Annotated in this window: 27 protein-coding genes; 14 read left to right on the top strand and 13 right to left on the bottom strand. The window is 32.3% G+C overall.

Annotated features, from left to right (window positions below):
- Positions 1–51: 51 nt before the first annotated feature.
- Positions 52–1,080, bottom strand: coding sequence for a thiamine-phosphate kinase (thiL, locus tag H6578_04925; protein MCB9226492.1), 1,029 nt, complete (start codon positions 1,078–1,080; stop codon positions 52–54).
- 129 nt (positions 1,081–1,209) lie between these two features.
- Complete coding sequence (locus H6578_04920; GenBank protein MCB9226491.1) at positions 1,210–2,766, bottom strand: OmpA family protein; 1,557 nt, start codon at positions 2,764–2,766, stop codon at positions 1,210–1,212.
- 99 nt (positions 2,767–2,865) lie between these two features.
- On the opposite strand from H6578_04920, the gene H6578_04915 reads away from it, so the two are divergent.
- Together H6578_04915 and H6578_04910 are read left to right on the top strand one after the other, a co-directional pair.
- A complete protein-coding gene (locus H6578_04915; protein MCB9226490.1) occupies positions 2,866–3,429 on the top strand; it encodes a sigma-70 family RNA polymerase sigma factor in 564 nt (187 codons plus the stop codon).
- Positions 3,422–3,955: a hypothetical protein gene (locus tag H6578_04910; GenBank protein ID MCB9226489.1), complete on the top strand. Its 534-nt coding sequence runs from the start codon at positions 3,422–3,424 to the stop codon at positions 3,953–3,955. Before H6578_04915 ends, H6578_04910 begins: the two co-directional genes overlap by 8 nt.
- A gap of 35 nt (positions 3,956–3,990) precedes the next feature.
- Here the strand turns inward: H6578_04910 and H6578_04905 are convergent, their stop codons facing one another.
- The gene (locus H6578_04905; protein MCB9226488.1) at positions 3,991–4,758 is read right to left on the bottom strand and encodes an alpha/beta fold hydrolase; all 768 of its coding nucleotides are present in this window, start codon (positions 4,756–4,758) and stop codon (positions 3,991–3,993) included.
- Between the two features lie 40 nt (positions 4,759–4,798).
- Positions 4,799–5,083 carry a hypothetical protein gene (locus H6578_04900; protein MCB9226487.1) on the bottom strand — a complete coding sequence of 95 codons (285 nt, stop codon included), beginning with the start codon at positions 5,081–5,083 and terminating at the stop codon, positions 4,799–4,801.
- A gap of 156 nt (positions 5,084–5,239) precedes the next feature.
- On the opposite strand from H6578_04900, the gene H6578_04895 reads away from it, so the two are divergent.
- On the top strand, positions 5,240–5,995 hold the full coding sequence (locus H6578_04895; protein MCB9226486.1) for a hypothetical protein: 756 nt from the start codon (positions 5,240–5,242) through the stop codon (positions 5,993–5,995).
- Between the two features lie 8 nt (positions 5,996–6,003).
- On the opposite strand, the gene H6578_04890 is transcribed toward H6578_04895, so the two are convergent.
- The 3 genes from H6578_04890 to H6578_04880 form a co-directional block, all read right to left on the bottom strand.
- Positions 6,004–7,203: an alanine dehydrogenase gene (locus tag H6578_04890; protein MCB9226485.1), complete on the bottom strand. Its 1,200-nt coding sequence runs from the start codon at positions 7,201–7,203 to the stop codon at positions 6,004–6,006.
- A 10-nt stretch (positions 7,204–7,213) separates the two neighbouring features.
- A complete protein-coding gene (recG, locus tag H6578_04885) occupies positions 7,214–9,307 on the bottom strand; it encodes an ATP-dependent DNA helicase RecG (GenBank protein MCB9226484.1) in 2,094 nt (697 codons plus the stop codon).
- A 93-nt stretch (positions 9,308–9,400) separates the two neighbouring features.
- Positions 9,401–9,649: a GlsB/YeaQ/YmgE family stress response membrane protein gene (locus H6578_04880; GenBank protein ID MCB9226483.1), complete on the bottom strand. Its 249-nt coding sequence runs from the start codon at positions 9,647–9,649 to the stop codon at positions 9,401–9,403.
- Positions 9,650–9,864: 215 nt separating this feature from the next.
- Between H6578_04880 and H6578_04875 the strand changes: the two genes are divergently transcribed.
- Both H6578_04875 and H6578_04870 read left to right on the top strand, forming a co-directional pair.
- Positions 9,865–11,268 carry a phosphoglucomutase/phosphomannomutase family protein gene (locus tag H6578_04875; GenBank protein MCB9226482.1) on the top strand — a complete coding sequence of 468 codons (1,404 nt, stop codon included), beginning with the start codon at positions 9,865–9,867 and terminating at the stop codon, positions 11,266–11,268.
- A 43-nt stretch (positions 11,269–11,311) separates the two neighbouring features.
- Complete coding sequence (locus H6578_04870; protein MCB9226481.1) at positions 11,312–12,271, top strand: DUF2279 domain-containing protein; 960 nt, start codon at positions 11,312–11,314, stop codon at positions 12,269–12,271.
- Between the two features lie 181 nt (positions 12,272–12,452).
- On the opposite strand, the gene H6578_04865 is transcribed toward H6578_04870, so the two are convergent.
- From H6578_04865 to dprA, 3 genes are read right to left on the bottom strand one after another with little or no spacing between them, the layout of a single operon-like run.
- Positions 12,453–13,319, bottom strand: a complete 867-nt coding sequence (locus H6578_04865) for a bile acid:sodium symporter (GenBank protein MCB9226480.1) — start codon at positions 13,317–13,319, stop codon at positions 12,453–12,455.
- A gap of 4 nt (positions 13,320–13,323) precedes the next feature.
- Positions 13,324–14,256 (bottom strand): ceramidase domain-containing protein, encoded by a 933-nt coding sequence (locus H6578_04860; GenBank protein MCB9226479.1) that lies wholly within the window; start codon positions 14,254–14,256, stop codon positions 13,324–13,326.
- Between the two features lie 5 nt (positions 14,257–14,261).
- Positions 14,262–15,329 carry a DNA-protecting protein DprA gene (gene dprA, locus H6578_04855; GenBank protein ID MCB9226478.1) on the bottom strand — a complete coding sequence of 356 codons (1,068 nt, stop codon included), beginning with the start codon at positions 15,327–15,329 and terminating at the stop codon, positions 14,262–14,264.
- Between the two features lie 228 nt (positions 15,330–15,557).
- Between dprA and H6578_04850 the strand changes: the two genes are divergently transcribed.
- The 6 genes from H6578_04850 to H6578_04825 all read left to right on the top strand — a co-directional run bounded on the left by H6578_04850 (position 15,558) and on the right by H6578_04825 (position 21,322).
- Positions 15,558–17,264, top strand: a complete 1,707-nt coding sequence (locus H6578_04850) for a Na/Pi cotransporter family protein (GenBank protein ID MCB9226477.1) — start codon at positions 15,558–15,560, stop codon at positions 17,262–17,264.
- Between the two features lie 142 nt (positions 17,265–17,406).
- Positions 17,407–18,033 carry a hypothetical protein gene (locus tag H6578_04845; protein ID MCB9226476.1) on the top strand — a complete coding sequence of 209 codons (627 nt, stop codon included), beginning with the start codon at positions 17,407–17,409 and terminating at the stop codon, positions 18,031–18,033.
- A 199-nt stretch (positions 18,034–18,232) separates the two neighbouring features.
- Entirely contained in the window at positions 18,233–18,895 is a 663-nt protein-coding gene (locus H6578_04840) for a hypothetical protein (GenBank protein ID MCB9226475.1), read from the top strand.
- A gap of 136 nt (positions 18,896–19,031) precedes the next feature.
- On the top strand, positions 19,032–19,769 hold the full coding sequence (locus tag H6578_04835; GenBank protein MCB9226474.1) for a DUF2071 domain-containing protein: 738 nt from the start codon (positions 19,032–19,034) through the stop codon (positions 19,767–19,769).
- 199 nt (positions 19,770–19,968) lie between these two features.
- A complete protein-coding gene (locus H6578_04830; protein MCB9226473.1) occupies positions 19,969–20,631 on the top strand; it encodes a hypothetical protein in 663 nt (220 codons plus the stop codon).
- A 130-nt stretch (positions 20,632–20,761) separates the two neighbouring features.
- Positions 20,762–21,322, top strand: coding sequence for an HD domain-containing protein (locus H6578_04825; protein MCB9226472.1), 561 nt, complete (start codon positions 20,762–20,764; stop codon positions 21,320–21,322).
- A 298-nt stretch (positions 21,323–21,620) separates the two neighbouring features.
- Here the strand turns inward: H6578_04825 and H6578_04820 are convergent, their stop codons facing one another.
- Genes H6578_04820 through H6578_04810 form a run of 3 tightly spaced genes read right to left on the bottom strand, consistent with a single transcriptional unit; the run spans position 21,621 to position 24,575 of the window.
- Positions 21,621–22,454, bottom strand: coding sequence for a DJ-1/PfpI family protein (locus H6578_04820; GenBank protein ID MCB9226471.1), 834 nt, complete (start codon positions 22,452–22,454; stop codon positions 21,621–21,623).
- A 37-nt stretch (positions 22,455–22,491) separates the two neighbouring features.
- Positions 22,492–23,862 carry a D-alanyl-D-alanine carboxypeptidase/D-alanyl-D-alanine-endopeptidase gene (dacB, locus tag H6578_04815; GenBank protein MCB9226470.1) on the bottom strand — a complete coding sequence of 457 codons (1,371 nt, stop codon included), beginning with the start codon at positions 23,860–23,862 and terminating at the stop codon, positions 22,492–22,494.
- Positions 23,862–24,575: an SDR family NAD(P)-dependent oxidoreductase gene (locus tag H6578_04810; GenBank protein ID MCB9226469.1), complete on the bottom strand. Its 714-nt coding sequence runs from the start codon at positions 24,573–24,575 to the stop codon at positions 23,862–23,864. The genes dacB and H6578_04810 overlap by 1 nt, the downstream gene beginning before the upstream one ends.
- 71 nt (positions 24,576–24,646) lie before the next feature.
- On the opposite strand from H6578_04810, the gene H6578_04805 reads away from it, so the two are divergent.
- The 3 genes from H6578_04805 to H6578_04795 all read left to right on the top strand — a co-directional run bounded on the left by H6578_04805 (position 24,647) and on the right by H6578_04795 (position 25,861).
- Positions 24,647–24,973, top strand: coding sequence for an SUF system Fe-S cluster assembly protein (locus H6578_04805; GenBank protein ID MCB9226468.1), 327 nt, complete (start codon positions 24,647–24,649; stop codon positions 24,971–24,973).
- 30 nt (positions 24,974–25,003) lie between these two features.
- Entirely contained in the window at positions 25,004–25,366 is a 363-nt protein-coding gene (locus H6578_04800; GenBank protein MCB9226467.1) for a four helix bundle protein, read from the top strand.
- An 81-nt stretch (positions 25,367–25,447) separates the two neighbouring features.
- Positions 25,448–25,861 carry a BrxA/BrxB family bacilliredoxin gene (locus H6578_04795; GenBank protein ID MCB9226466.1) on the top strand — a complete coding sequence of 138 codons (414 nt, stop codon included), beginning with the start codon at positions 25,448–25,450 and terminating at the stop codon, positions 25,859–25,861.
- Positions 25,862–25,872 lie beyond the last annotated feature (11 nt).

The raw sequence follows: 25,872 nt of genomic DNA, 5'->3' as shown, positions 1-25,872 counted from the left end.
TAGAGAAAACCTTACAAAAATTCATTCTCTTTTGTGGTGTGTGTCATTATATTAAAAAGATTTCCAACCTTGAGCCACTAACTGGTGCAAATGGTTAGAACGGCTTTGTAGTGTTTTGCCTTTTTCTTTTTCTACTATATTTCCTATAAAAGATATGTCAATTTCATCGGTGTTTATTTTTGCTTCATCTTCTGCCGATATTGTAAAAAGTAACTCATAATCCTCTCCTCCGCTTAGTGCCGTAGTTATAGGGTCCATGTTAAATTCTAAAGCTTGATTGTAAGTATCGTTATGTATAGGCACATTGGCTTCATAAATATAACACCCCACATTAGATTGCTTGCATATATGAAACAACTCAGATGATAAACCGTCTGAAATATCTATCATAGCGGTGGGTTTAATTTCGTATTTTTCAAAATACTCAATAATGTCTTTGCGTGCTTCCGGCTTAAGTTGCTTGCCTACTAAATATTGATGCTCATCTAATTTAGGTTGCATTTTAGGGTTTTCTAAAAAAACTTGTTTTTCTCTGTTTAATATTTGCAAACCCATATACGAAGCACCTAAATTGCCACTTACGCATATAAAATTGCCTACTTTGGCACCATTTCTATATACTAAATCTTCTTTTTTGGCTTTGCCTAAGGCAGTAATAGATATATTTAATCCTTTTACAGAGCTTGTGGTATCACCACCTATTAAATCTACATTGTAATGCCGGCAAGCCAACTCAATACCACTATATAATTCCTCTAAAGCTTCTACAGAAAATCTATTAGAAACTGCAATGGAAACCGTTATTTGAGTGGGTGTGGCATTCATAGCATATACATCGCTAAGGTTTACTACCACAGCCTTATAGCCCAAGTGTTTTAAAGGCATAAAAGTTAAATCAAAATGAATGCCTTCCATTAATAAATCTGTAGTAACTACCGTTTCAAATCCATTGTGATTAATTACAGCAGCATCATCTCCTACGCTTTTTATAGTACTCTTTTGCTTTATTTTAAAATTTTTAGTGAGGTGGTCTATTAAACCAAACTCGCCATAATTGGATAGAGGCGTATGTTTTGTCATAAGGCACAAAGATAAGCTTTAGAGCTGAGATGTGGGCATTGTGATAGGTGTCAACTTGTTTTAAATATTTCAATTGGATAAAAAGCACAAGACACATAGTTGTTGAAATATCTTGTGCTTTTTTTAATATTATAAAGGCAAATTTTCCATTGCTTCTTGTAATTGGTCTTTGCTTACTTCTTTAAAATTAAAATTACTAAAAGTAGCTTTTGAGGTTTTAGTTTCTTCAATAGCTAATAATATCTTATCATTTTTAATTACCGTGGCAATAAGAATTACATCTTTGTTTTCCGGTATATTATTAAATTGATAACCACTGCCTGTTGTAGAAATGCCACTAAAATAAGATTTGTATTCTTTTACCACCATACGCACATTAGCATTGTTTGATATGGCAACGGGAAAGGAAATTAAAGAGCTATTTCTCAAATATCTGTCGCAATTTATATAACCAAGTCTTGCACTATTCATTATTATTTTATTTGTAGTATAATTTGTGTAATACGTATTGTCAAAATTTTCATCTTTTTTCTGTTCTTTTATTTTAGCAGTACCCGAGTTGTTTTTTATATCTATATCAAATGAAATATTAATATAAGATTCGTAATTCTTGTTTTTGGTTTCAAAAGCTTTAGGAAAATATTTTGCTATTCTTTCTTTAAAATATAAATCGCAAGCTGTGTTTTTTTCTTTAAAATTGGTTTTAATATCTTTTATTATTCCATTAGTATCTACAGTTGCAGAAATTCGGGCATTGTTATAACAAGAAGCAATTTCTAAATCATAAACATCTACTTCTTGACAAAATTTATTCCAATACTCCGTTAATTCTTGATGAATATCGCCAGATGTGGTACAAACAGAATTTTTGCCGTAAGCAAAATAATCAAGAAGTTCGTTTTCTGGTTCTATTACTTCATTATTATTATTAAGAGGAGAAACCCAATTTTGTTGCATTGTTTTACTGTCCGTTTCGCCATAAAAAACAGTATAATCTTCATTATTCCCTAATTTATTAAATTTAATTTCAATGTCTTTTTGAAGTGTAAGAGTTTTATTATTGGCATAAGCTTCTACATTTATCATACCGGATGTTTCTAAAGGTAGTCCATTACTTGTAGTAGTTAAATTGGCAGATATTACATCCAGTAGTTTATAAAATTCTTGCAATTTTATTTCTACTTTTTTGTTGGCAAAAGCCTTAGCCGGAAAAAATATTTCGGTTCCTTCTTTTCCTACAATTATAGTATCTTTTTCATTATTGATAGTAAAGCATTGCTTTTCAACTTCAAAGCTCAAAAGAGGGTCGTCAATGTATTTTATTTCTACTCTGCGGTTTAAGGTTTTTTGCTTTTCATTTAAGTTTTCGTTTACAGGATTTTCCTCTCCAAAAAAACCTGTCTCTATCTTATTTTTAGATACCCCTTTGTCAATGAGATAATTTTTAACGGATTGTACTCTTTCTTTAGATAGATTAATATTATAATTATCGCTTCCGTCATTGTCGGTATAGCCATTTAAGTAAAACATAGTGGAGCCGGAAAGTTTTTCTAATTTTTGAATAGATTGATTATCAAGGGTATAAGCATCTTTTTCAAAATAAATAGTTTCCGTTTTTATATTTACGGCATAAGAAATAATAAATCCCAAAAGGAAAGCGGTGGTTAAAAAAAATGTCTTTTTCATTTTAATATATTTTTGATTCAATTGTTTATACCAATAGATAAAAAAGGTAACCCTTAATGAAAAAGGTTACCTTTATCAATATTTGGAATTAACTAACAAATGAAGATTAACCCAAAAGATATTAGTATAATTGAAAAGCTGCGAACCGGTAACCGCCATGCCTTTGAAATGTTATATAAAGAACACTTTAATATGGTATATTATTTTGTTTTAAAAAACAATGGAAATAAAGAAGATGCTAAAGATATTTTTCAAGAAACAATTATTATTTTATTTGAAAAAACTAAGCATAAAGACTTTTCTCTTTCATGTACTGTAAAAACATTTATTTATTCTATAGCAAGAAATTTATGGTTAAAAAAACTAAGAAATAAAAGTAAGCAAGTACATATTGCTGATTTTGAGCAATATATTAAAGTAGATATAAATGAACATTTTGAAGAAAAAGAAGAAGACGATGATGATGAAAAAATTAATTTAATTATGGAAAAAGTTAAGCTACTTGGCGAAAAATGTAAGGCATTGCTCACAGGGTTTTATTTTTATAAAAAGAGCATGCAATTATTAGCTACAGAGTTGGATTATACTAATGCGGCAAATGCTAAAAACCAAAAGTATAAGTGCTTAAAACAACTACAAAAATTGGTATTAGAAAATGAATGAGCAAGATTACATATTAATAATACAATACTTTGATGATGATTTATCAGCAGAGCAGAAGCAACTTTTTGAAAAACGATTAAAGGAAGATACTGTTTTTAAAAATGCCTTTATTGAGCAAAAACAAATGATGAAAGGTATAAATAAATATGCTAAAAATAATTTAAGCTTAGAGCTTAATGATGTGTATAATAAATTATCTGCCGAGCAACAATTTAACAGTTATAAGCCGAGTAAAAAAGGAAATGGCGGATTTAATTTTGGCAGTTTTTTTGGGTTGTTCTCACTTATTATTTTATTGGGAGGAATAATCTCTTTTTTTATTGTAGATGAAAGTGTATTGCCACAGAAAAAGACAATTATTAATAAAGTAAAATCTTTTGAGCAAAATTTTATAGAAGTAGATACTGTTTATAGAGAAGTAGTTATACCTGCCGGAAATGGAATAGAGGCTGGCGATACTATTTATGAAAATGAACTAAACGGAAAAACAATAAACGAATACATACTTGAAAAACAGACTGAATAAAATATAAATTTGAGGGAATAGTGTTATACTTTTACCTACCCTTCTAAAAATCTTAAACAAATTTGTAAAAATTCTTTAGGTTTTTCGGCATGTAGCCAGTGCCCTGCTCCTTCTATAGTTGCCAGCTCATAATTAGGAAAATATTCTTCTATGGCTTGTATGCTTTTCTTATTTATATAGTCAGATTTACTGCCACGTATAAACAAAACACTACTAAAATAAGGAAGCTTTAATCTGAAAGTATCTAATATTAAAGGGTAGTTTTTTACCAGCGAAGGAATATTAAATCGCCATTCAAACTCATTGTTTTCTCCTCTTGTTAGCCCCTTCATTAAAAACTGCCTAACGCTGTACTCTTTTATGGTTTTAGCCAGTTGTTGTTCTACCTCATCTCTTGTGCCTGCTGTAGCAATATTGGCATTTAACAATGCTTCAAAAATAGCATTATGTCCGGGTTTGTATTTTACGGGAGCTATATCTGCTATAATAAGTTTATCTATCATTTCGGGGTGCCGGTGTGCAAAAAGCATAGCTGTTTTACCGCCCATGCTGTGCCCTATTAAGTTTATTTTTTCTAACTGTTGTTGTCGGCAAAACTCCAATAAATCATCAGCCATTATTTCGTAGCTAAATTCATCAGTATGGGGAGAATGACCGTGGTTTCTTTGGTCAATAATAAAAACTTGAAAATGATTTTCAGCAAATTTTTTGGCTAAGGTATTCCAGTTATCTAAAGAACCTAAAAGTCCGTGTAAAATAACTAAAGGAACTCCTTCTCCGTAGGTTTTAAAGTTTAATTGCATAATGCAAAAATACTATCTTAGAATTAATGAGCCTAATTTCTTAGTTTGCTGAGGTAATGTTTTTTCTTCTAATTAGATAAATAACAGATGTTACAGATGGAAAAATAAGCATACTTATTATCCAAAAAAATGAATTGTAAACTTTATGACTAACTATGTCTATAATTAATAGTAGCGTAGTGAGAAAATACAGCAATATGCCACTAAAAAGAAGAGGTTTGTAAAAACTCCAATGCATTAGTTTAAGCAAACTGCCAAGGCAAAGCAATAAAAATGTTAGCATAACAAATGCCCAAAGAATGTTAGCGTTTAGTGTATTCTTCATAAGTTTTGGCGTTGACTTTGATAAAAATAGGTATAAATCTTAAATTTATATAAAAAGACAGCTAAAAAATGGCATTTTTATTGTTCGTATTTTGAGTCAATTACAGTATGTTTGTTGTAAACAACGGTATTTATCAGTTTAAAAAATTATTGAATTATGAAGAAATTACTTTTAATTATTCTCCCGGTTATTACACTTGTTTCATGTAGTAAAGGTGATGACACCAACGAGCCAACTACAGATTATGAAACTTTAGATTATTTTTATTCAGAAAGTACTTCGCTAAGAATAGATGTAGCTTATGAAGATGGTTTTGAGCCGTTTACTAATTCGGGATTTTATAATGGTGATAATTTTGAGTTTACACAAAACAATTTAACTCAGTTATTTGCCGATAGAAATAGACCTATCAGTGTAATTATTGACAAGAGTTTAAGTGAAATGGAAGTTTTACCTGCTCAAAACAAACAAAGTTTTAATAAAAGTGAGTTAATAAATTTAGCCAAACAATATAAACCAACTACAAGCACTGCAAGCCAAAATACTTTGTATGTGATATTTGTTAATGGTTATTATGATTACACAGGGGGGCAAGTACCTAATCAAGTAATTGGATTACATATGGGATCAAATACAGTAGCAATGTTTAAGCCAGCCATCAACAACATAACTAATGCTACCGAAAGAAAGCATATAGAACAAAAAATATTAACGCACGAGATAGGGCATGCCATTGGACTGGTAGATGCAGGGATAACTATGGTAAGCAATCATTTGAGCAATACGGGAAAACACTGCTCCAATGCTTCGTGTGTTATGTATGCTACGCAAGGTGGCACTATGAGTGGTTCTGTAAATGAATTTGTTTTTGGGCAAGATTGCCACAATGACGTTACGCAATATTTAAACTAATAATAATACTAAGCTACATAATCCTCTAAATACAAATAAGGTTTATTTAGTGTGCCTTTCTTTGTAGTAATGCTTGCTCGGTAAATCATATCCGTTTTATTGTTAAATAATTCCGGTAAAACGTGCTCAATAAATTGATTGCCAAAGTCTTCACTGGCATCTCTTGGTAGTTCGTTTGGCAAATTATCTACGGTCATCATATCTACTACATCTTCTTTGTGAGGTTCGGTTTCTTGGTGTGTCGTTACATCAAAACCAAAAATAGGATTGGCTATAGTGCTTGCTTTTATTGTAGAAGGAATGGAAGCCACGGGAGCAATATCGCAAGTAATATCGGCTATAACTTTTATACCAAAATTTGGGTTTTTCATTTCATCTAAAGTAAATAATGCCGGTGCTTTATTGTCCCAATAAATTCCATTAATAAGTAAATTTCCTTTTTGTAAATACGGCCGCATCGTAGCATGATAATTGGTGGGATTTTTATAAAAATCATTATCAAAAGTTCCGTCTGCATCTTTTGCAAACATTAATTCTGTTGGTAGCATGGTGTAAACGGCTTCATTTCCTTTATAATTTAAAAAATCTTCAGCATTTAGTTTTTTTATGTTCATTTCATCTAATACTTCCGCTGCTCCGTGAGAAACTCTGCCTGTTCCTGTTAACACAATTTTTAATCCATCTAAATTCAAATCGGCATAATAAGATTTAGCTTCATTAAAATCAAAACATTGATTCATGGGTTTTAAATTAAATTTTTTAGTGCGTTTTCCCCAAGTTAATATGCCATTATGTGCCCCCACTATGCCCGCCCAACGCCCAAAAGCTATTACGCGTTTTCCTTCAGCATTGGTAAGCGTTTCATAATCTACCAGCTGAATTTTTTTAGCCAAAACATTTCTTAACAAATCTTTATTATACGGTTGTTTTTTAATAGTATGCGAAAAGAAAAAATAGGTTTTATCGGCTATTAATGTAGGAATTTTTACTTCTTTTACGCCAAGTAAAATATCGCAATCCGATAAATCTTCTTGCAAAGAAATGCCTGCCTGCTTGTATTCTTCATTAGTAAAACATCTACTTTCCGATGCTTGCACTACAATTTCAATATTGCTATAGCTATTTAATATTTGTTTGCAATGCTTTGGTGGCAAACACACTCTGCTATCCGGTGGTGTTTTGGTTTCTTTAATTATTCCTATTTTCATTATTGTGTTTTTATGCTATTTTTCCCCATTTTCTGTTTTTATAAACTTTCTGAAGTTGCTCTTTTAACGAGTTGTTTTCATGCTTATCTAAAAACGGATCATCATTTAATATATGCAAAGCAATTTCTCTTGCTAAACCTAAAATTTTACTATCTTTTGTAATACTTGCCAGCCTTAAATCTACTATGCCACTTTGTTGCGTTCCTTCTAAATCTCCCGGGCCTCTTAGTTTCAAATCTTCTTCGGCTATTCTAAAACCATCGTTGGTCTCTGTCATTATTTGCATTCTTTTTCTACTTTCTTGGCTTAGCTTAAATCCTGTAAGCAAAATACAATACGATTGGTCGGCTCCACGCCCTACACGCCCTCTAAGTTGATGCAACTGACTTAAACCAAAACGCTCTGCACTTTCTATTATCATTACGCTGGCATTAGGCACATTTACGCCCACTTCTATTACGGTTGTTGCCACCATTATTTGCGTTTTTCCTTCTACAAAACGCTGCATTTCAAAATCTTTATCAGCAGGTTTCATTCTGCCGTGCACCATACTAATAGCATACTGCGGATACTGCTGTCGCAAACTTTCATAGCCGTATTCTAAATGGTTATAATCTAAAGCTTCAGATTCTTCAATAAGAGGAAAAACAATGTAAATCTGCCGACCTTTTTTAATTTCCTGCTCTACAAAATTCATAATATCTACCCTATGTGTTTCGTATTTGTGCAAGGTTTTAATAGGCTTTCTTCCCGGAGGCAATTCATCTATAACAGATACATCTAAATCGCCATAAACCGTCATAGCTAAAGTACGTGGAATGGGCGTGGCGGTCATTACCAAATTATGGGGATGTAGGGTGTTTTTTTTCCAAAGTTTTGCACGCTGAGCCACGCCAAAACGATGTTGCTCATCTACTATAGCCAAGCCTAAATTTTTAAACACCACAGGGTCTTCTAATACGGCATGCGTGCCTATTAAAATATGAATTTCGCCATATTGCAGTGCCGTAAGCAGTTGCTCTCTTGTTTTGCCGGTAACAGAACCCGTAAGCAAAGCTACATTTATATGCATATCTTGCAGTAGCTCTTTTATGCCATCGTAATGTTGCTGTGCCAATATTTCTGTAGGAGCCATCATACATGCCTGAAAATTATTATCTATAGCTATAAGCATACACAAGAGCGATACTATGGTTTTTCCGCTACCCACATCACCCTGCAATAAACGGTTCATTTGTTTGCCATTTAAAGTATCTTTTCTTATTTCTTTAAGCACACGTTGCTGGGCTTTGGTAAGCTGAAAAGGGAGATATTTTTCGTAAAAAGTATTAAAATTTTCGCCTACAGTTTCAAAAACATAACCTTTGCTTTGTATGTTGTTATGAATTTTTTTCTTTAACATTCGCAATTGAATATAAAGCAGTTCTTCCAGCTTAATTCTAAACTCAGCCTTACCTAAAACATTCTCATCTTTAGGAAAATGAATGTTTTTATGTGCCTGAAATCTACTAATTAATTTGTACGCATCTATAACGCTAAAAGGCAGTGTTTCTGTAATATCGGCAGGGGTAAGTTGCTCTACTAAATTCTTCATTATTTTTTGAATACCCTTACTGTCTAAACTAAATTTTTTGAGTTTTTCTGTGGTGTTATAAATAGGATCTAAAACATTAGTTTGTTGCTGTATTTCGCCACTTGTTTTTATTTCGGGGTGAGAAATATTGTAGCTTCTGCCATATTTTTTGGGTTTGCCATACACCACATATTCTGCTCCTACTTTTAATGATTTTTGTATCCAATCTATCTTGCTAAACCACACTAAGTCTATTGTGCCGGTGTTGTCTTCAAAAGTGCCGTGCAATCTTATTTTTTTACCGCCACCTTTGGTATAAAGTTCTGTAAGTTTTCCGCTTATTTGAATGTACTGTGTGTCATTGTTTATAGCAGAAATTTCATAAAATTTAGATTTATCTACATAACGAAACGGATAGTGATGCAACAAATCTTCCCAAGTAAAAATGTTTAATTCTTTTTGCAACAGTTCGGCTCGCTTAGGTCCCACGCCTTTAAGATATTCTATACTATTTTGCAGTTTAGATTGCATTGGTGTTACAAAAATAGGGAAAAAAGAGTAGCTATTAAAAACAAAAACGCTCACTAAAAAGTGAGCGTTTACAAAATAAGTTGATGTATTTTTTTACATTTTTTTACTTACAAAACGGTAAACTATAAGAATTAAAATAGCTCCTATTATTGCCATAAAAAAATTAGAGCCAGGAGTACTTTTTAAAAAAGGTATAACTTGTCCGATAAAGCCACCCACAAATGAACCTGCTACACCTAAAAGTATAGTCATAATCCAACCCATAGGGTCTTTTCCCGGCATTAAAAATCGGGCAATAATTCCGGCTACCAAGCCAAATAACGCCCATAAAATAAAATTCATCATGTTTTTTGTTTTTGATTCAATATTAAATATACAAAATCTATTCCAATAAAGTTATACCTGTTATAATTTGTACAATCTTCAATAATTTGGATTGTTATAGTTATTACATGTATTCGCATATCACTGAGAAAGGAATAAACCAAGCTATCTATAGTTATTATTTTTAGAATAAACTTAACAATAGTAAATTTGCAAAAAAAATAGAAAGGAAGATGCTAAAAATAAAATTTGGAACAGATGGCTGGAGAGCTATAATAGCCGATACATATACCGTAGAAAATGTTTGTAGAGTGGCTCAAGCTACAGCAGAGTGGCTTAAATCAAAATCTCAAAAGCCTTCATTAGTTTTAGGCTACGATTGCCGTTTTGGTGGGTATATGTTTGCCGAAGCAGTTATTGATATTATGGCTAAAAACAATGTGAAAGTTCATTTTGATAAAAACTTTGTTTCTACACCTATGATTTCTTTGGCTACCCACAAGCTAAACGCTACGGCCGGTGTTATTTTAACGGCAAGCCATAATCCGCCCAGCTATAATGGATATAAATTGAAATCAACTTTTGGCGGGCCAACAATTCCTAAAGAAATACAGGAAGTAGAAGATAAAATACCTAATAATGTCGTAACTCGGGAGGAATTTTGTTTTACAGAACTTGAAAAAAACGGTATGTTGGAAATACATAATTTTGAAGATATGTATTACAATCATGTTGTAGCAAACTTTGAAATGGACGTAATTAGAAACTCAAAATTTACCTTGGCTTACGATGCTATGTACGGTGCTGGTCAGCGTATTTTGCCACGCTTATTGCCCAATGCTAAAACATTGCACTGCGATTATAATCCAAGTTTTAAAGGGCAAGCTCCCGAGCCAATACATAAAAATTTGTTAGAATTTTCGGCACTTATTGCTAATGATAATACTTTAGATATTGGCTTGGCTAATGACGGAGATGCCGATAGAATTGGTTTGTACAACAAAGAAGGTCATTTTATAGATGCACATCATATTATTTTATTGCTTATTCATATTTTGCACAAGTATAAAAAAATGACAGGAAAAGTTGTTATTGCTTTTTCGGTATCGCCTAAAATAAAGAAAATGTGCAAGGCTTATGGTATAGATGTGCAGGTAACGCCTATTGGGTTTAAACACATAGCCGAAATAATGGTAAAAGAAGATGTGCTGGTAGGTGGAGAAGAAAGTGGTGGTATAGCTGTAAAAGGACATATTCCAGAAAGAGATGGAATATGGGACGGTTTAGTTATTTTAGAACACATGGCTAAATCGGGAAAATCTTTAGAAGAATTGATTAATGAAGTGTATGAAGTGGTGGGCGAATTTTCGTACAACAGAAATGATTTGCATTTAGCAGAAGAAAAAAAGCAGGAGATAATACAAAATTGCAAAAACAAAAAATATACTGCTTTTGGAAAGTTCAATATTGAAGAAGTGGAAGATATAGACGGCTTTAAATATCATTTAGGAAATGATAGAAATGTAATGATACGTCCATCGGGCACTGAACCGGTATTAAGAGTATATGCCGAGGCAGAAACGCCAGAAATGGTAGAAGAAATACTTTCAGAAACTAAAAAAGTATTACTTTCATAGAAAATTTAGCTTGGAAATTAAGAGTAAAAAAATAATAATATTGATGTTAGCACTTTGTTGTGCCGCATCACTATTGGCTCAAAATCAACAAAAATTAAAGTTTTTTCAGCCTGCCGATTCTTTAAATAAAGCGAGAATAATTGGGTTATCTACGGGTTTAACTTTGGCTTATGCCGGTACTATGACGGGCTTAAACTATATATGGTATAGCGATGCTCCACGTAGTAAATTTCACTTTTTTAATGATGCTAAAGAATGGAAGCAAGTAGATAAACTTGGGCACATGCACACCGCTTATTTTGAAACTGTTTTTATGACTAAAATGCTACGTTGGAGTGGCGTTAATAATACTAAAGCATCTATATACGGGGCTTTGGCAGGTTTTACGTTTCAGTCTTCTATAGAAATTTTTGATGGTTTTTCCGATAAATGGGGTGCTTCGTGGAGCGATATTGGGTTTAATGCCTTAGGAAGTGGCTTAGCACTTACGCAAAATTTGCTTTGGCAAGAGCAAAGAATACGCACTAAATATTCTTTTCATAAAGTAACTTATGCCGATGCTCAATTAGACCAGCGTGCCACAGATTTATATGGAAGTGGAAGCATAGAAAGATTAATTAAAGACTATAATAGCTTAGCTATTTGGGTATCGGTAACGCCAAGTACATTTATGAAAAATCCGCATCCGCGAGCTAAGTGGTTAGCTATATCGGTAGGTTATATGGGAGGCGATATGTTTGGCGGTTTTGAAAATAAATGGGAAGATAAAGACGGCAATATTATTACCCGATACGATATTCCTCAATACAGGAGATTCTTTTTGTCTTTAGATTTGGATTTTGAGCAGCTACCAGCCAAAAAGCAAGGTTGGAAAACACTGCTAACGGTTTTAAATATACTTAAAGTTCCTATGCCGGCAATGGAAGTAAACACAAAAGGGCAAGTTATTTTTCACCCAATGTTTTATCTAAATTGGGACAAACCAATAGTTTTTAAAAAGTAATATCAATTGTTAATGCAAGATAGTCTAAACTATTTCTTACCCTTTCAGGGTAAGTTTTTACTCGTTTACTCGTGGCACGACTCCAAGTCGTGCCACGAGTACCGTACAGTTTCGTCATATTAAACCTGCCTGCGGCAAGCAGGCGAAGTGAAATATCTACCTTAACAAAAAGGTAGATTTATTATCTCTTAAAATTAAGGCTCAAATAGCCAAAAATTAGTGTAGTAAAAAAAGTGAACATAGCAAATACTATGGCCGGTTTACTCATATCGTTATTGTGCAAAATAGTACTGGTTATCAGCAAAGCCAAAGTAGTGTTTTGTAGCCCTACTTCTATACCAATAGTACTTGCTTTTATGTTTTTAATATTCAGTTTTAAACTTAAAAAATAACTAATTAAAATAGCACCCAAATGAATAATTAATGCTAAAGGTAAAAGCATTAAAATTTCATTAAAAGAAATACCACTTCCTCCGGATTTTTCGCTACCAAAAATTTTTAAAGTAAAAACCAAAGCTAATAAAACGCTATTGATGATTTTTAGCGGTTGCTGTATTTTAAATGAAACTCTGGGGAAAGAATACTTAAAAATAAAACCAATAAACACCGGAATTAAAAGTCCTAAAATAACTTTTAAAATGTACATAGATAAATCTATGTTTTGAAAAAGATTATGTTCCATATAGTGCGAAACGGCAAACTGCGTTAAAAAAGGAACGGTAAATAAAATAATAATGGTATTAACGGTAGTAAGCAAAAAAGATAAGGCAATATCGCCTTTAAGCAGGTAAGTTATAAAATTAGACATAGTACCACCGGGGCAAATGGCTACAATAAAAAATCCGGCTTTAAAAACAGGAGGTAAATTACTAAACGAAAGCAAAAGAAAAGTAAAAACAGGCAAAAAAACTATTTGAAAAAAAAGTCCTATCAATAAAGATTTTCTTTCTTCAAAAATAGCTTTTAAGTTTTTAGGTTTCATAGCTAAGCCAATACTAAACATTATTAGTATCATAATAACAGCTATTAAAATATCAGAAACAGGCATAGGCTTAATCTAAAAATTGCTCTCTGAAAGGTAGTAATTTTTCGTCTTTTTCAGGAATATAATTTTCACTTCGTATGTATAAATAAAAATAAAAAATAGCCATAGCATTACAAATATGCCATAAACTGTGCGGTTGTATAATAGATTCTGGTACACAGCCTATTTTTTCTATATCCATTTTAAAGAAAATAATAGCAGCGGTTATAAAAATACTTACCGCCAAAAGATAAGCTTTGTTAGTTTTTCGGGGTTCAGCTTTTTCTAAGATAAAACCCAATATTACCGTTAATGCTATAAATGTTAGCACTATTTCATGCGTATAAGTCATAGGAATAACAAACGTGAGAAGGAGATATATTGTGGTAAAAATAGCAACTAATATCGTTGTTTCTACAGGGTGTTTTACGTTAGTTGGTTTTTTAAGTTTTAGCAAAATAAACCTATGCGTATAATACATTAGCGGAAATAAAGAAACACTATATACTGCCGAAAAATCAATATCGGAAGCCACTTCTATTAAGGAACTATGAAAAAAAGTGCTTCCTATAAAAGTATATAAAGCCGCAAAACCTGCCACATAGCTATAAAAAGGATTGGCTGTAATTAAATTAAAGGCATAGGGTTTTCTGCTATCAGAAATTCCTTTGCTAAAAAAGAAAATTGCATTAACAATATACCATAAGTTGGTAAAGGTGTTTATGGGTTGTCGCACCAGTTTTTTCATATCCGTAAATTCGCAAAACCAAATTTCAATATGTTTTTCTGTTGCAAATTGATTCCAAAAATCGGAAGGATAAAAAAAGTGGTTTAAAATATAAATGGCGGTAGCAAAAATGAAAGAAGCCGCTATAACATAGTAAAGTTTATCTTTATAAAACTGCCAAATTATGGTTCTTAAATAAACTAAATGTTTTAAAGAAAAAAACTTAATGTTCATAGTGTTTAACTTAAAATATATCGGTTTCCGGGAAGTGAGTAAATAATTCCTTTTAATTCTAATTCCAATAAAATTGCTGCTAACATACTACCATTTATGTTTGTTTTTACCATAAGTAAATCTACTTCTAAGCCATCCGTATCTTTAAGCGTGGCTATCACTTTTTGCTCATCTTCTGATAAATCTATGGCAAGTTGCCGTTGAATTTGCTTTGGCTTTTTCACATTTGTTTGCCAGCCCATTATATTGAGTAAGTCATTAGCATTTTCTATTAGATGCGATTTATTAGTTTTTATTAAAAAATTGCATCCAGCTGAGTATTTATCCTTGTATCTTCCAGGCAAAGCAAAAACATCTCTGTTGTATGAGTTGGCAATATTTGCCGTGATAATAGCACCGCCTTTTACCGCACTTTCTACTACTATTACCGCATCGCTCATACCTGCCACTATTCTGTTTCTCATAGGAAAATTAGAAGGATGCATAGGCTCAAATGAGGGATATTCGCTCAATAATGCTCCGTTATTTTTAACAATATCTTCGGCTAAATTTTTATGTAAAGAAGGATAAATAGTATTTAACGAATGACCTAAAACAGCCACAGTGCTTAGCTTATTATCTAATGCACTTTTATGTGCCTGCCCGTCTATGCCTAAAGCCAAACCACTAATTATTTGTATCTCATTGTTTTTTAAATCTTCGCAAAGTTGTATAATAAAATCTTTGCCGTATTTGGTAGCTTTTCTGGTGCCTACTATTGAAATAGTTTTGGCATAATTCAAATTAGCACTTCCTTTTTTATAAAGTAGCAAAGGACTATCTGTACAATGTGTTAATCTTTTAGGATATTTTGAAGAAGTATAGGGCAATGTCTCTATATTGTTTTTTTCGGTAAACTCAATTTCTTCTTCTGCTTGTTTAAAACAAGTACCTTTTAAAATATTATCGGCAGTTATAGGGCCTATGCCGGGTATTTTTAGCAGTTGACTTTTCTTTTGTTTAAAAACAGCTTCTACGCCACCGCAGTACGAAATTAAATTTTTAGCTTGAACAGCACCTATGCCTTCAAGCATGTTTATTGCAATATATTGAATTAAATTTTCCAAGTGGACATCAAATTTATGAATAATATCTTGAATGTCTTACTATCTTTTATTGATAAATAACAAGACCATCATCATTACTGAAAATTTTGAAATGAAATGGGAAGATTTAAGTTTCTTATCTTAAAAATAGTGCTATTAAAAAAATGTCGTGGAAATAGTCATAATTTTGAGCTGTTTTTTTATATTGACAAATAAATGGCTGTAGTTTATCAAATATTACAAATTTTAGGCTCACTTGGCGTATTCCTCTACGGAATGAAACTAATGAGCGAAGGCATACAAAATGCTGCCGGAGATAAATTAAGAAACATACTGAAAGGAATGACTAAAAACAGATATTTAGGCATTTTTACAGGTTTTTTAATTACGGCTTTAATTCAATCTTCATCTGCTACCACCGTTATGGTAGTTAGCTTTGTTAATGCAGGTTTACTTACTTTAACCGAGTCTATAGGTGTAATAATGGGAGCTAACATAGGTACTACCGTTACGCTCTGGATTATTGCCGTATTGGGCAAGTTTAATATCACGGCTGTAGCCATCGCATTAATAGGTATTTCTTTTCCGTTTTTGTTTTCTAAAAAAGAAAAAACTAAGCATTTTGCAGAGTTTTTATTGGGTTTTGGCATATTGTTTATTGGCTTAGACTTTTTAAAAAATTCAGTGCCGGATATAAACAGCAATCCGGAAATTCTTTCTTTTGTTAAGAGTTTTACCAGTTTGTCGTTTCCTTATGCTTCTATTCTTTTGTTTGTGCTTTTGGGTACGATTATGACCTTAATAGTGCAGTCAAGTAGTGCCGCTTCAGCCATTACATTAACACTTTTAATACAAGGATGGATTCCTTTTGAATTAGCCTGTGCCATGGTTTTAGGAGAAAATATAGGAACAACTGTTACGGCAAATATTGCGGCAGCCATAGCCAATGTACACGCTAAAAGAGCCGCCCGTTTTCACTTTTTGTTTAATATAATTGGAGTAGTATGGATGCTTATAATTTTTAAGCCTTACACTCATTTTATAGCCTCATTTTTAAATTCAGATTTCTTTCAGTCGTTAGCCAATTTTGCAGGAAAAGATAATTACAGTATTGGAATGGCTATATTTCACACAACCTTTAATTTAATAAATGTTATTATTTTAATGTGGTTTATAAATATTTTAGCCAAAATGGTAATAAAAATGGTACCTACCGTAAAAGATGAAGACGAAGAATTTCATTTAACATACATAGGCTCGGGTATTATGGCTATGCCTACATTATCTGTTGCTAATGCAAAAAACGAACTGAATAATTTTGGTAAATTGATAGAAAAAATGTCGGGCAATGTCTATTCTTTGTTTTACGAAAAGCAAAAAGATGATTTTAAGCTGATAGAAAAAATTAAAAAGAGAGAAGAATTAACAGATAAATTAGACGAAGAGCTATCGCAATTTTTATCTAAAGTGGCAGAAGAAGAATTGAATATAGAAACGGCAAAAGAAATTCGCCAAATATTAACTATATCTAATGAGTTAGAACGCATAGGCGATATTATGTATGAACTATGCAAAAACTACGAAAGGTTAAAACGCGAATCTGTACAGCTACCCGACAATGCTAAAGATGAGCTAAAAGATTTGGTTTTACTTACCAATAAAGCCATTTCATTAATGCATAAAAACATAGTTAGCAATGGTAAAGATGTACCACTTAACGAAGCTAATAATTTAGAAAAAGAAATAAACAGAAAGAGAAAAGAAATTTTTACACATCATTTTGAAAGATTAGAAAAAAGCATTTATACGCCAAAAGTGGGCGTGCTTTATATTGATTTTGTAAACCGTTTTGAGCTTATAGGCGATCATGTTATAAATATTCAAGAAGCCATAGCTGGCGAAAATGATTTTAGTCAGATATAAAATAACAGCAGCTGTTACACCAATAAGTTTCTTAGCCAATAAATTTGAAAATAAGAAATAAATAATATATCTTGCACTCCGTACAAACGAAGTATATTTGGTATAAATGTTCGTTTATGCAATTGTTGTGTACAATTAGAAAATGAGATTTAATAAACCTGCATATCCGACAGTGTATTTTAGTGAAGATATTTGGATTAAATGTCCAAAATGCTCTGAACCTGCATTGGTAAAGACTGAACTACCCAAGTACACGATACCTTTTCCACGGGGACATAGATCTGTTTGCCATTGTAGTCATTGTGGATTTCAAGAAGCAGACGAGAAAAGTTGGTCAGGCTATGTTCAGGGGTTTATTAACCGAGCATGCGGAAATTGCGGAAGTGCAATATTTCACTCAACACAGCCGACACAAGAACCATATGAAACTTCAGAAATTACATGTGACACATGTAAAGCTACACGAGAATATGAGATTCAATGGTATCGCTACAGAAATGACAAACCAACTGACCCTTATTTTGGATTCGACCTTTGGCTTCAAACAACCATAAAAGACAATATACTTTGGCTGTATAATATCGACCACCTAGATTATTTAAAAGAATATGTTGGAGCCAAACTTAGAGAAGATGATGGCAGGCATAAATATTCTATGATAACAAATTTACCTCAGTGGGTTAAGTTAAGTAAAAATCGTGATGTAATAATTAAGAAATTAAAGAAACTGAAAAGCGAATTCGAAAAAAAAACTGTACACAACGACTAACTTTTCGTTGCGTCCGAAGGACGTACAATAAAAACGTAGGTTGAACGGAATCGGTTGTTGTAGGATGGTTGATAGTTCTATTGGGGATTAAGTGAAGCGTATTCAAAAACAAATCACTAAATTTGGATTAACTAATGAAGAACTGGGATTTCTAACTATTTGATTTTTAATTGCTATATTTGACGTTAGTCAGAATTAAATGAACTATAGAACAGAAACATATTTTGAGTATTTAAAACTTCATAGTTCAGACATTTTTGATAATTTGAAAAAGAACAGGAAAATGGTACTGTCTTCTATCCTTCTTTTTGTCGGTTTTGCTATTACGACCTTATCCTTTAAGTTTATTGTTTCTGTGTTTTTCTCGATAATATTATTCAATGTATTAGGATATGGTCTTGTTTTTTATTTGTTCCCAATGACATTACATTATAAAATCTACAAACGAACTTCTCAGCATTTCAAAGCCATTAATCAATATATTTTAACTCAAAGATTTGATGCTGACATTGATTCCAATTCAACAAAAGTTTCATTTAGCAATAGATTCAAATATTATGGAGAATCGATAAGCGAAATGATTGATTACGACTTTGAAAAAGCAGATGTCTTTGAAACAGAAAAATCAATTTTCATATTTCCAATAAGTAAGACTATAGGGAAAGACTCAAGCATAATAATGACTGAATATTTGCCACCAATAAGATTTAAGTTGAATGAAAATGAGAAGATTTCAGGAATATATGATATGCATACAATCACTGACTTTAAAAAGGAATTTGATAACAACAATATTGTACTTGATTTTCAAGACAAAACATACAAAAATGATGTACGAATAATAATAAAAAACGATAGCTAACAACACATATAGTTTATGGCGGGTAAACGGCTATCAGCAAGGTTTTCGCTTAGTAGCCAGCTTTGGTTTCGGTGGACAGGAAAGTACTTCGAAACCGCTACAAGCCATATGCAAAACGTTGTAGCCAATTTGCGAAATGAAAATTAGAGAGATATTAAATACCACAAATCACAGACCTTGGAAAATTCCGACTGACAGTTGGAAATTTTATCAAGAGTGGAATAATGTAATATTTCTTCATTATCAAGTTGACTTGACCGAATTGAAAAAATTCGTTCCTAAAGAATTAGAAATTGACCTTTTTGACGGCAAACCTTGGATTTCAGTTGTCGCTTTTACAATGGAAAAGATTAGACCGAAAAACTTGCCTTCTTTTCCACCAATATCAGATTTTGACGAAATAAATATTCGGACTTATGTTAAGTCAAATAATAAAACAGGAGTTTATTTTTTGAGCATAGAAGGAGGGAAAAGTTTATCCTGCAAAGTAGCAAAAGGGATTTCAGAACTTCCATATAGATTTTCGGAAATTAAACGGACTGAAAACAAATATCAATCGGAAAATTTAGAATTTAATGACAAGCTCAATATTGAATTTAAAATTGGAATAGAATTGACCAAAAAAACGGAATTAGACAAATGGTTAACGGAAAGGTACGCACTTTTCCAAGATACTGACAAGTCTATTAACGAATTTGAAATACACCATTTGGAATGGCCAATCAATGAAATCAACTTGCAGAAATTGGAACTGAATTATCCGAGATTTGAAAAATTAATTAACGAAAAACCAGGTAGAATTCATTACTCAAAAGGAGTAAAAGTATTGGCTTGGGGGAAAATGAAAAACAAAAAAACTGTACACAACGACTAACTTTTCGTTGCGTCCGAAGGACGTACAATAAAAACGTAGGTTGAACGGAATCGGTTGTTGTAGGATGGTTGATAGTTCTATTGGGGATTAAGTGAAGCGTATTCAAAAACAAATCACTAAATTTGGATTAACTAATGAAGAACTGGGATTTCTAACTATTTGATTTTTAATTGCTATATTTGACGTTAGTCAGAATTAAATGAACTATAGAACAGAAACATATTTTGAGTATTTAAAACTTCATAGTTCAGACATTTTTGATAATTTGAAAAAGAACAGGAAAATGGTACTGTCTTCTATCCTTCTTTTTGTCGGTTTTGCTATTACGACCTTATCCTTTAAGTTTATTGTTTCTGTGTTTTTCTCGATAATATTATTCAATGTATTAGGATATGGTCTTGTTTTTTATTTGTTCCCAATGACATTACATTATAAAATCTACAAACGAACTTCTCAGCATTTCAAAGCCATTAATCAATATATTTTAACTCAAAGATTTGATGCTGACATTGATTCCAATTCAACAAAAGTTTCATTTAGCAATAGATTCAAATATTATGGAGAATCGATAAGCGAAATGATTGATTACGACTTTGAAAAAGCAGATGTCTTTGAAACAGAAAAATCAATTTTCATATTTCCAATAAGTAAGACTATAGGGAAAGACTCAAGCATAATAATGACTGAATATTTGCCACCAATAAGATTTAAGTTGAATGAAAATGAGAAGATTTCAGGAATATATGATATGCATACAATCACTGACTTTAAAAAGGAATTTGATAACAACAATATTGTACTTGATTTTCAAGACAAAACATACAAAAATGATGTACGAATAATAATAAAAAACGATAGCTAACAACACATATAGTTTATGGCGGGTAAACGGCTATCAGCAAGGTTTTCGCTTAGTAGCCAGCTTTGGTTTCGGTGGACAGGAAAGTACTTCGAAACCGCTACAAGCCATATGCAAAACGTTACCTGCAATTATGAAAATCGAACAATTAATAAAAAGTCTCACGGAATTAGAAAAACTCAAAACAGTTGAACGTGGACTCAATGTCGGTAATAGAAAAGAAAGTAGTGCTGAACATTCCTGGAGTTGCCTGCTGATTGCCGATTTAGTGATTGACTTTGTAAATGAACCTCTTGACAAACTAAAAGTATTTGAATACCTACTCTATCACGATGTGGTGGAAGTTTATGCTGGAGATGCAAAATTCAACAATCCCGAAGAAATGAAATTAAAGCAGGAGAAAGAAGAAAAAGCACTAGAAAAAATTTCTTCCTTTATACCAAATCCTGACAGATTCCAAAGAATAATGACAGAATATGAAAACCGAAAAACACGGGAATCGGAATTTGCAAAGGCAATTGATTGTATAGACTCTTGTATTCGCAATTTGAATGATGAAAATGCTTCGAATAAAGACGGATTTACGGAAAGTCTGATTCGGACAAAGTATGAACCACACGTTTCTAAATTTTCAATAACCCAAAAACTCTTTGAGACTATAATGGAAAAATTGGTTGAATTGGAAAAAAAATAACAGCAGCTAACAACTAAGTTTTCGTTGCGTCCGAATGACGTACAATGAATCCGCCACAGGCGGAGAACGGAATTGGTTATTGGGGGATGGTTGATAATCAAAGATTTGTTGTATTGGGGATTTTGTGAAGCATCACAATAAACCTGACAGTTAATAGCAACTCTTGTTAATTGTTAGGTTGTGCTTTACTGTCTGCTTCATTCGTGCCTCACTTGCAAGGGCGAGTAGAATTTAACACTGAACGTCTTACTGATGGAGCAGAGCGGAAGAAGTATCTAAATTATAAAAAAAACGGAACTTATTTATCCCAGTTTTTAAGTCTATCAAGATATAAGTATGACTCTACAAATTTTCTGTGTTCTACACTTGTCATTTTTTCTAATAACTCAAGCGAAGAAATATAGGACGCTAAATTTCCGTTTGACGATAAAAATTTGCCATCTTCTACAAAACTTACTTTATCATCATTTTGAACTTTTAAATTTGGATAATTCTTTTGTAAATCTTCTCCTCCTCCAATCCACGTTACAATTTTCTTTCCGTCAGCCACTCCCGATTCGCCAATTAGCGTAGCTCCGCCACAATTACTTACCGTATATTTTGTGTTGCTATTTTGAGCTTGAATAAAGTTTACTAAATTTTTATTTTTTACTTGAAGTGTCATATCATAAGCACTTGGAACTATTAAAACATCCAGCTGAGGAGCATTTTCAATGGTGTAATCGGGAAACATTTTTAAGCCTTCTTCACTAACAATAAAATCATAAGTTTCGGCAATGGTTATAACATTAAACAGTTTTTTGCCGTCTTCTGTGTGCTTGGTAAAAACATCCATAGGTGCAGTTAGTTCTGTTGTCAAAACATCATCATACATTAATAATCCTATTATGGGCAAGTTTTCATCTATTTTTTTAGCTTTTTCCTCAATTTCTTCCAATTGCTTATCTGAAAGTAATATCAAGCCATTTTCTGTATTCCTTTTTAATATTCTTGGGCTACAACTTTGTGCTTGGTCAGCAGTCATGTTTTCTGAAACTTGCTCTTCATAATCAGACTGCTTTTCTTTATTCTCTTGGCAAGAAAAAAGTACAATTACAACTATTATTGCTAAAATTAAATATTTATTAGTCATTTCTGCTTTCTTTATATTTCATTAATATTTTTCACTATCATGGCATATTTACCACTGCTGCCAAAAACTCTCCAATAGCTTTTCTTATAGCCGATTTGCTGGAATAGGCATTATTAGTCATTATAGTAAAAGCATAAGTTTTTCCGTTATTGGCTTTAATGTAGCCTGCGTAGTTTATTACACCATCTGCCGAACCACTTTTCCCCAAAATTTTACCTTTTATTCCTGCATTGTTTAAATATTTCATGGTTCCACTTTCTCCTGCTATGGGTAGTGTTTTTACAAAATCTTTATTTTCATAAAAAGTGCATAAATATTCACTTAAAAAATTAGGCGTTATAGCATTTAATCTTGATAAACCACTGCCGTCTTTCAGTATTATTTCTTTATCATTAAGTTTACTTAAACTAAAAAAATTGTTTACAGCTTTTATTCCGTCTTCTGTGCTAAAGTGTTTTGAAGTATTGTGTCCCAATGTTTTTAATAATGTTTCTGCCAAAAAATTATCACTTTCAAAATTGCAATATTTGGCTATATCGTGTAGCGGAACACTAACAGCTTTTGCCAAAAAAACTTCTTTTTTATCCTTAGTTTCTAATCCGCTTATTTTTATTTGCTTACTTAAATCTTGAGCAAAAGAATACACAGGATTTGCGTTTGCTCCTTTTATTTTAAAATTATCGGTATTGGCAGTTATTGTTCCCGTTATTTGCCTTGCCGAAGAAAATGGTGTGCCTAATATATAAGCATTATCTCCTTTAACGGTTTCGCTACTTTTAAGTAAATATTCAAAAGTGTATGGCACTTCGGGCGTTATGCTATTAACTGTGGGCGTAGTATTATTTGCTCCCGATTTGAAAGAAATGGTATAGCTATTATCTTTATAATTAAACAATAAAGGAATGGTTGCATAGTAGTTGGCTACATCTTCATAAAGCCATGTTTGTGTAGCAAAAACTTTTTCTTTATTTTTAAGCAACACATTTCCATTTATGGTGCTAATTCCCTTTGCTTTTAACGCTTTTGCTACTTTGTCTAAAAAATCTGCATTAAAACTGCTTGAATTTAAAGTTGGGTCGCCACTGGCATCTATTGTTAAATTTCCCCAAAGTGTACCATCGCTAACACTATCGCCCATATATACTGTGGTTTCATATTGATAATCTTTTCCTGCCAAAATAAGAGCCATATTGGTAGTAATTAGTTTTTGCAATGAAGCGGGATACATTAAAGTATGCTCATTTTTTTTAGCTATTTCATTGCCATTGCTAACATCTATAATAGAAAACGCCAACTGAGCATTTTTAAAAACCTCATTGTTTTCAAAATCTTTTTGGGCAATGCTAATTTGGGCATTAGCATTTATAAAAAGTGCTACAAAACAAAGGGAAAAAATAATCTTATTCATTACAGTCTAATTCTTGAAATTAAAGAAGGTATTTCATCTGTGTCATTCAAATATGCTACCAAAGTATTAGCCACATCGTAAGCTTTATATAGCTGCCCTTTTTCTTTTAGCTCTACAAACTTATCTTTATTATGAAACTTATTTTTATCCGTTTTTCTAATTTCGCTTTGCATCACGGTATCTACCACTCCGGGAGCTATAGCATATATTTTTACAGGATTTTTGCAGTTTTGTTGTTCTTTAGCCACCACTTGCGTGTACATATTTAATGCAGCCTTGGCACTACAGTAGTTGCTCCAACCATCATAAACACTATTAGCTGCACCCGATGAAATGTTAAAAATTATTTTTTCTGCATTACTTTCTTTGTATGTTTTTATGAAATTGTTTGTCAAAATAGCAACAGCAGTAAAATTAACTTGCATAGCATCTATAATATTTTGCGAAGTAAGATTTCCTACATATTCTATATCTCCTAAAGTGCCGGCATTGTTGATTAGGCATATTTTATCGGCAGTTTCAAGAGTAGGAAATTTAAAGTTAGCGGTTTCTTCTGTTTTAGATAAATCTATTATATGATGTTCAAATTGGTCTTCATGTATGGTATTGGTTCGGCTTAAACCTATCACTTTGTTATTAACATAAGTTATTAATCTTTCAACTAATGCTTTTCCAATACCACTACTTGTGCCCGTAATAAAATAATAATTCATAATTTTGCAAAGTTAATGAACTCTAAACTTGTAAATAAGAGTTTATTGAAATACAAAGCTAAGCAAATGTTATGAGTGAAGCATTACGAGATAAAGAAGAATTGAAGCAAGCCATTATAGAGGCTTTAAAAACAGTTTATGACCCTGAAATACCTGTAGATATATACGAGTTGGGTTTGATATATGAAATAAATATAGATGATAAGAGGAATGCAGAAGTTGTAATGACCTTAACATCGCCATCGTGTCCTGTGGCAGGTTCTTTACCACAAGAAGTAGAAGACAAGGTAGCAGGCGTGCAAGGGGTAACAGAAGCTTGTGTAGAGTTGGTATTTGACCCACCGTGGAATCAAGACATGATGAGTGAAGAAGCAATGCTGGAACTTGGGTTTCTTTAATAATTATTAGTTGTTAATTTTTAATGATTAATGAAAGAGAATGTTCTTAAAAATAAAAGTTATGCGTTTGCAATTAGAATTGTAAAACTATATCAAATTCTTAAAGAAGAACAAAAAGAATTTGTTTTGAGCAAGCAGTTATTAAGGGCAGGAACAAGTATAGGGGCATTATATAGAGAAGCCGAATTTGCAGAAAGTAAAGCTGATTTTATTCATAAGTTGTCTATAGCACAAAAAGAATGCAATGAAACAATGTATTGGTTAGAGTTATTAAAAGAAACAAAATATTTAAGTGAAAAAGAATTTAAAAGTATTCATACTGATGCTATAGAAATAATAAAACTGCTTACAAGCATTTTAAAAACGAGTAAGAAATTAACCATTAAAAATTAACCATTAAAAATTAACCATTAAAAATTAACCATTAAACATTAAAAATTAACCATTAAACATTAATAATTAAACATTAAAAATATGTACCCACCAGAAATGACTGCCCCAATGGCAGCAGAATTAACAGAAGCAGGCTATAAAAGTTTAAGTACTGCGGCAGAAGTAGATGAAATATTAGGCAAAAAAGAAGGAACTACATTTGTGGTAGTAAACTCGGTGTGTGGCTGTGCCGCTGGCGGAGCTCGTCCGGCTGCTATAGAAGCCACTAACAATGAAAAACTGCCCGATAATTTAGTAACTGTTTTTGCCGGAGTAGATGGCGAAGCGGTAGCTAAAGCAAGAGAATATTTTCAGCCTTATCCACCTTCATCGCCTTGCATGGCTATGTTTAAAGATGGGCAATTAGTTCATTTTATAGAACGCCACCAAATAGAAGGCAATAATGCAGAAGCTATTTCGCACCATTTAAAACAAGTTTTTGACCATTTCTGCTAAACAGAAAAACT

This window comes from Chitinophagales bacterium, assembly GCA_020635995.1.
Lineage (GTDB): Bacteria > Bacteroidota > Bacteroidia > Chitinophagales > UBA8649 > JAFMKE01.
Note: the sequence above shows the minus strand (reverse complement) of the source record. Positions and strands in the feature narration are given on the sequence as shown.

Coding starts and splice junctions, on each gene's coding strand:
- thiL (MCB9226492.1), bottom strand. CDS start 1,080: ATGACAAAACATACGCCTCTATCCAATTATGGCGAGTTTGGTTTAATA.
- H6578_04920 (MCB9226491.1), bottom strand. CDS start 2,766: ATGAAAAAGACATTTTTTTTAACCACCGCTTTCCTTTTGGGATTTATT.
- H6578_04915 (MCB9226490.1), top strand. CDS start 2,866: ATGAAGATTAACCCAAAAGATATTAGTATAATTGAAAAGCTGCGAACC.
- H6578_04910 (MCB9226489.1), top strand. CDS start 3,422: ATGAATGAGCAAGATTACATATTAATAATACAATACTTTGATGATGAT.
- H6578_04905 (MCB9226488.1), bottom strand. CDS start 4,758: ATGCAATTAAACTTTAAAACCTACGGAGAAGGAGTTCCTTTAGTTATT.
- H6578_04900 (MCB9226487.1), bottom strand. CDS start 5,083: ATGAAGAATACACTAAACGCTAACATTCTTTGGGCATTTGTTATGCTA.
- H6578_04895 (MCB9226486.1), top strand. CDS start 5,240: ATGAAGAAATTACTTTTAATTATTCTCCCGGTTATTACACTTGTTTCA.
- H6578_04890 (MCB9226485.1), bottom strand. CDS start 7,203: ATGAAAATAGGAATAATTAAAGAAACCAAAACACCACCGGATAGCAGA.
- recG (MCB9226484.1), bottom strand. CDS start 9,307: ATGCAATCTAAACTGCAAAATAGTATAGAATATCTTAAAGGCGTGGGA.
- H6578_04880 (MCB9226483.1), bottom strand. CDS start 9,649: ATGAATTTTATTTTATGGGCGTTATTTGGCTTGGTAGCCGGAATTATT.
- H6578_04875 (MCB9226482.1), top strand. CDS start 9,865: ATGCTAAAAATAAAATTTGGAACAGATGGCTGGAGAGCTATAATAGCC.
- H6578_04870 (MCB9226481.1), top strand. CDS start 11,312: ATGTTAGCACTTTGTTGTGCCGCATCACTATTGGCTCAAAATCAACAA.
- H6578_04865 (MCB9226480.1), bottom strand. CDS start 13,319: ATGCCTGTTTCTGATATTTTAATAGCTGTTATTATGATACTAATAATG.
- H6578_04860 (MCB9226479.1), bottom strand. CDS start 14,256: ATGAACATTAAGTTTTTTTCTTTAAAACATTTAGTTTATTTAAGAACC.
- dprA (MCB9226478.1), bottom strand. CDS start 15,329: ATGCTTGAAGGCATAGGTGCTGTTCAAGCTAAAAATTTAATTTCGTAC.
- H6578_04850 (MCB9226477.1), top strand. CDS start 15,558: ATGGCTGTAGTTTATCAAATATTACAAATTTTAGGCTCACTTGGCGTA.
- H6578_04845 (MCB9226476.1), top strand. CDS start 17,407: ATGAGATTTAATAAACCTGCATATCCGACAGTGTATTTTAGTGAAGAT.
- H6578_04840 (MCB9226475.1), top strand. CDS start 18,233: ATGAACTATAGAACAGAAACATATTTTGAGTATTTAAAACTTCATAGT.
- H6578_04835 (MCB9226474.1), top strand. CDS start 19,032: ATGAAAATTAGAGAGATATTAAATACCACAAATCACAGACCTTGGAAA.
- H6578_04830 (MCB9226473.1), top strand. CDS start 19,969: ATGAACTATAGAACAGAAACATATTTTGAGTATTTAAAACTTCATAGT.
- H6578_04825 (MCB9226472.1), top strand. CDS start 20,762: ATGAAAATCGAACAATTAATAAAAAGTCTCACGGAATTAGAAAAACTC.
- H6578_04820 (MCB9226471.1), bottom strand. CDS start 22,454: ATGACTAATAAATATTTAATTTTAGCAATAATAGTTGTAATTGTACTT.
- dacB (MCB9226470.1), bottom strand. CDS start 23,862: ATGAATAAGATTATTTTTTCCCTTTGTTTTGTAGCACTTTTTATAAAT.
- H6578_04810 (MCB9226469.1), bottom strand. CDS start 24,575: ATGAATTATTATTTTATTACGGGCACAAGTAGTGGTATTGGAAAAGCA.
- H6578_04805 (MCB9226468.1), top strand. CDS start 24,647: ATGAGTGAAGCATTACGAGATAAAGAAGAATTGAAGCAAGCCATTATA.
- H6578_04800 (MCB9226467.1), top strand. CDS start 25,004: ATGAAAGAGAATGTTCTTAAAAATAAAAGTTATGCGTTTGCAATTAGA.
- H6578_04795 (MCB9226466.1), top strand. CDS start 25,448: ATGTACCCACCAGAAATGACTGCCCCAATGGCAGCAGAATTAACAGAA.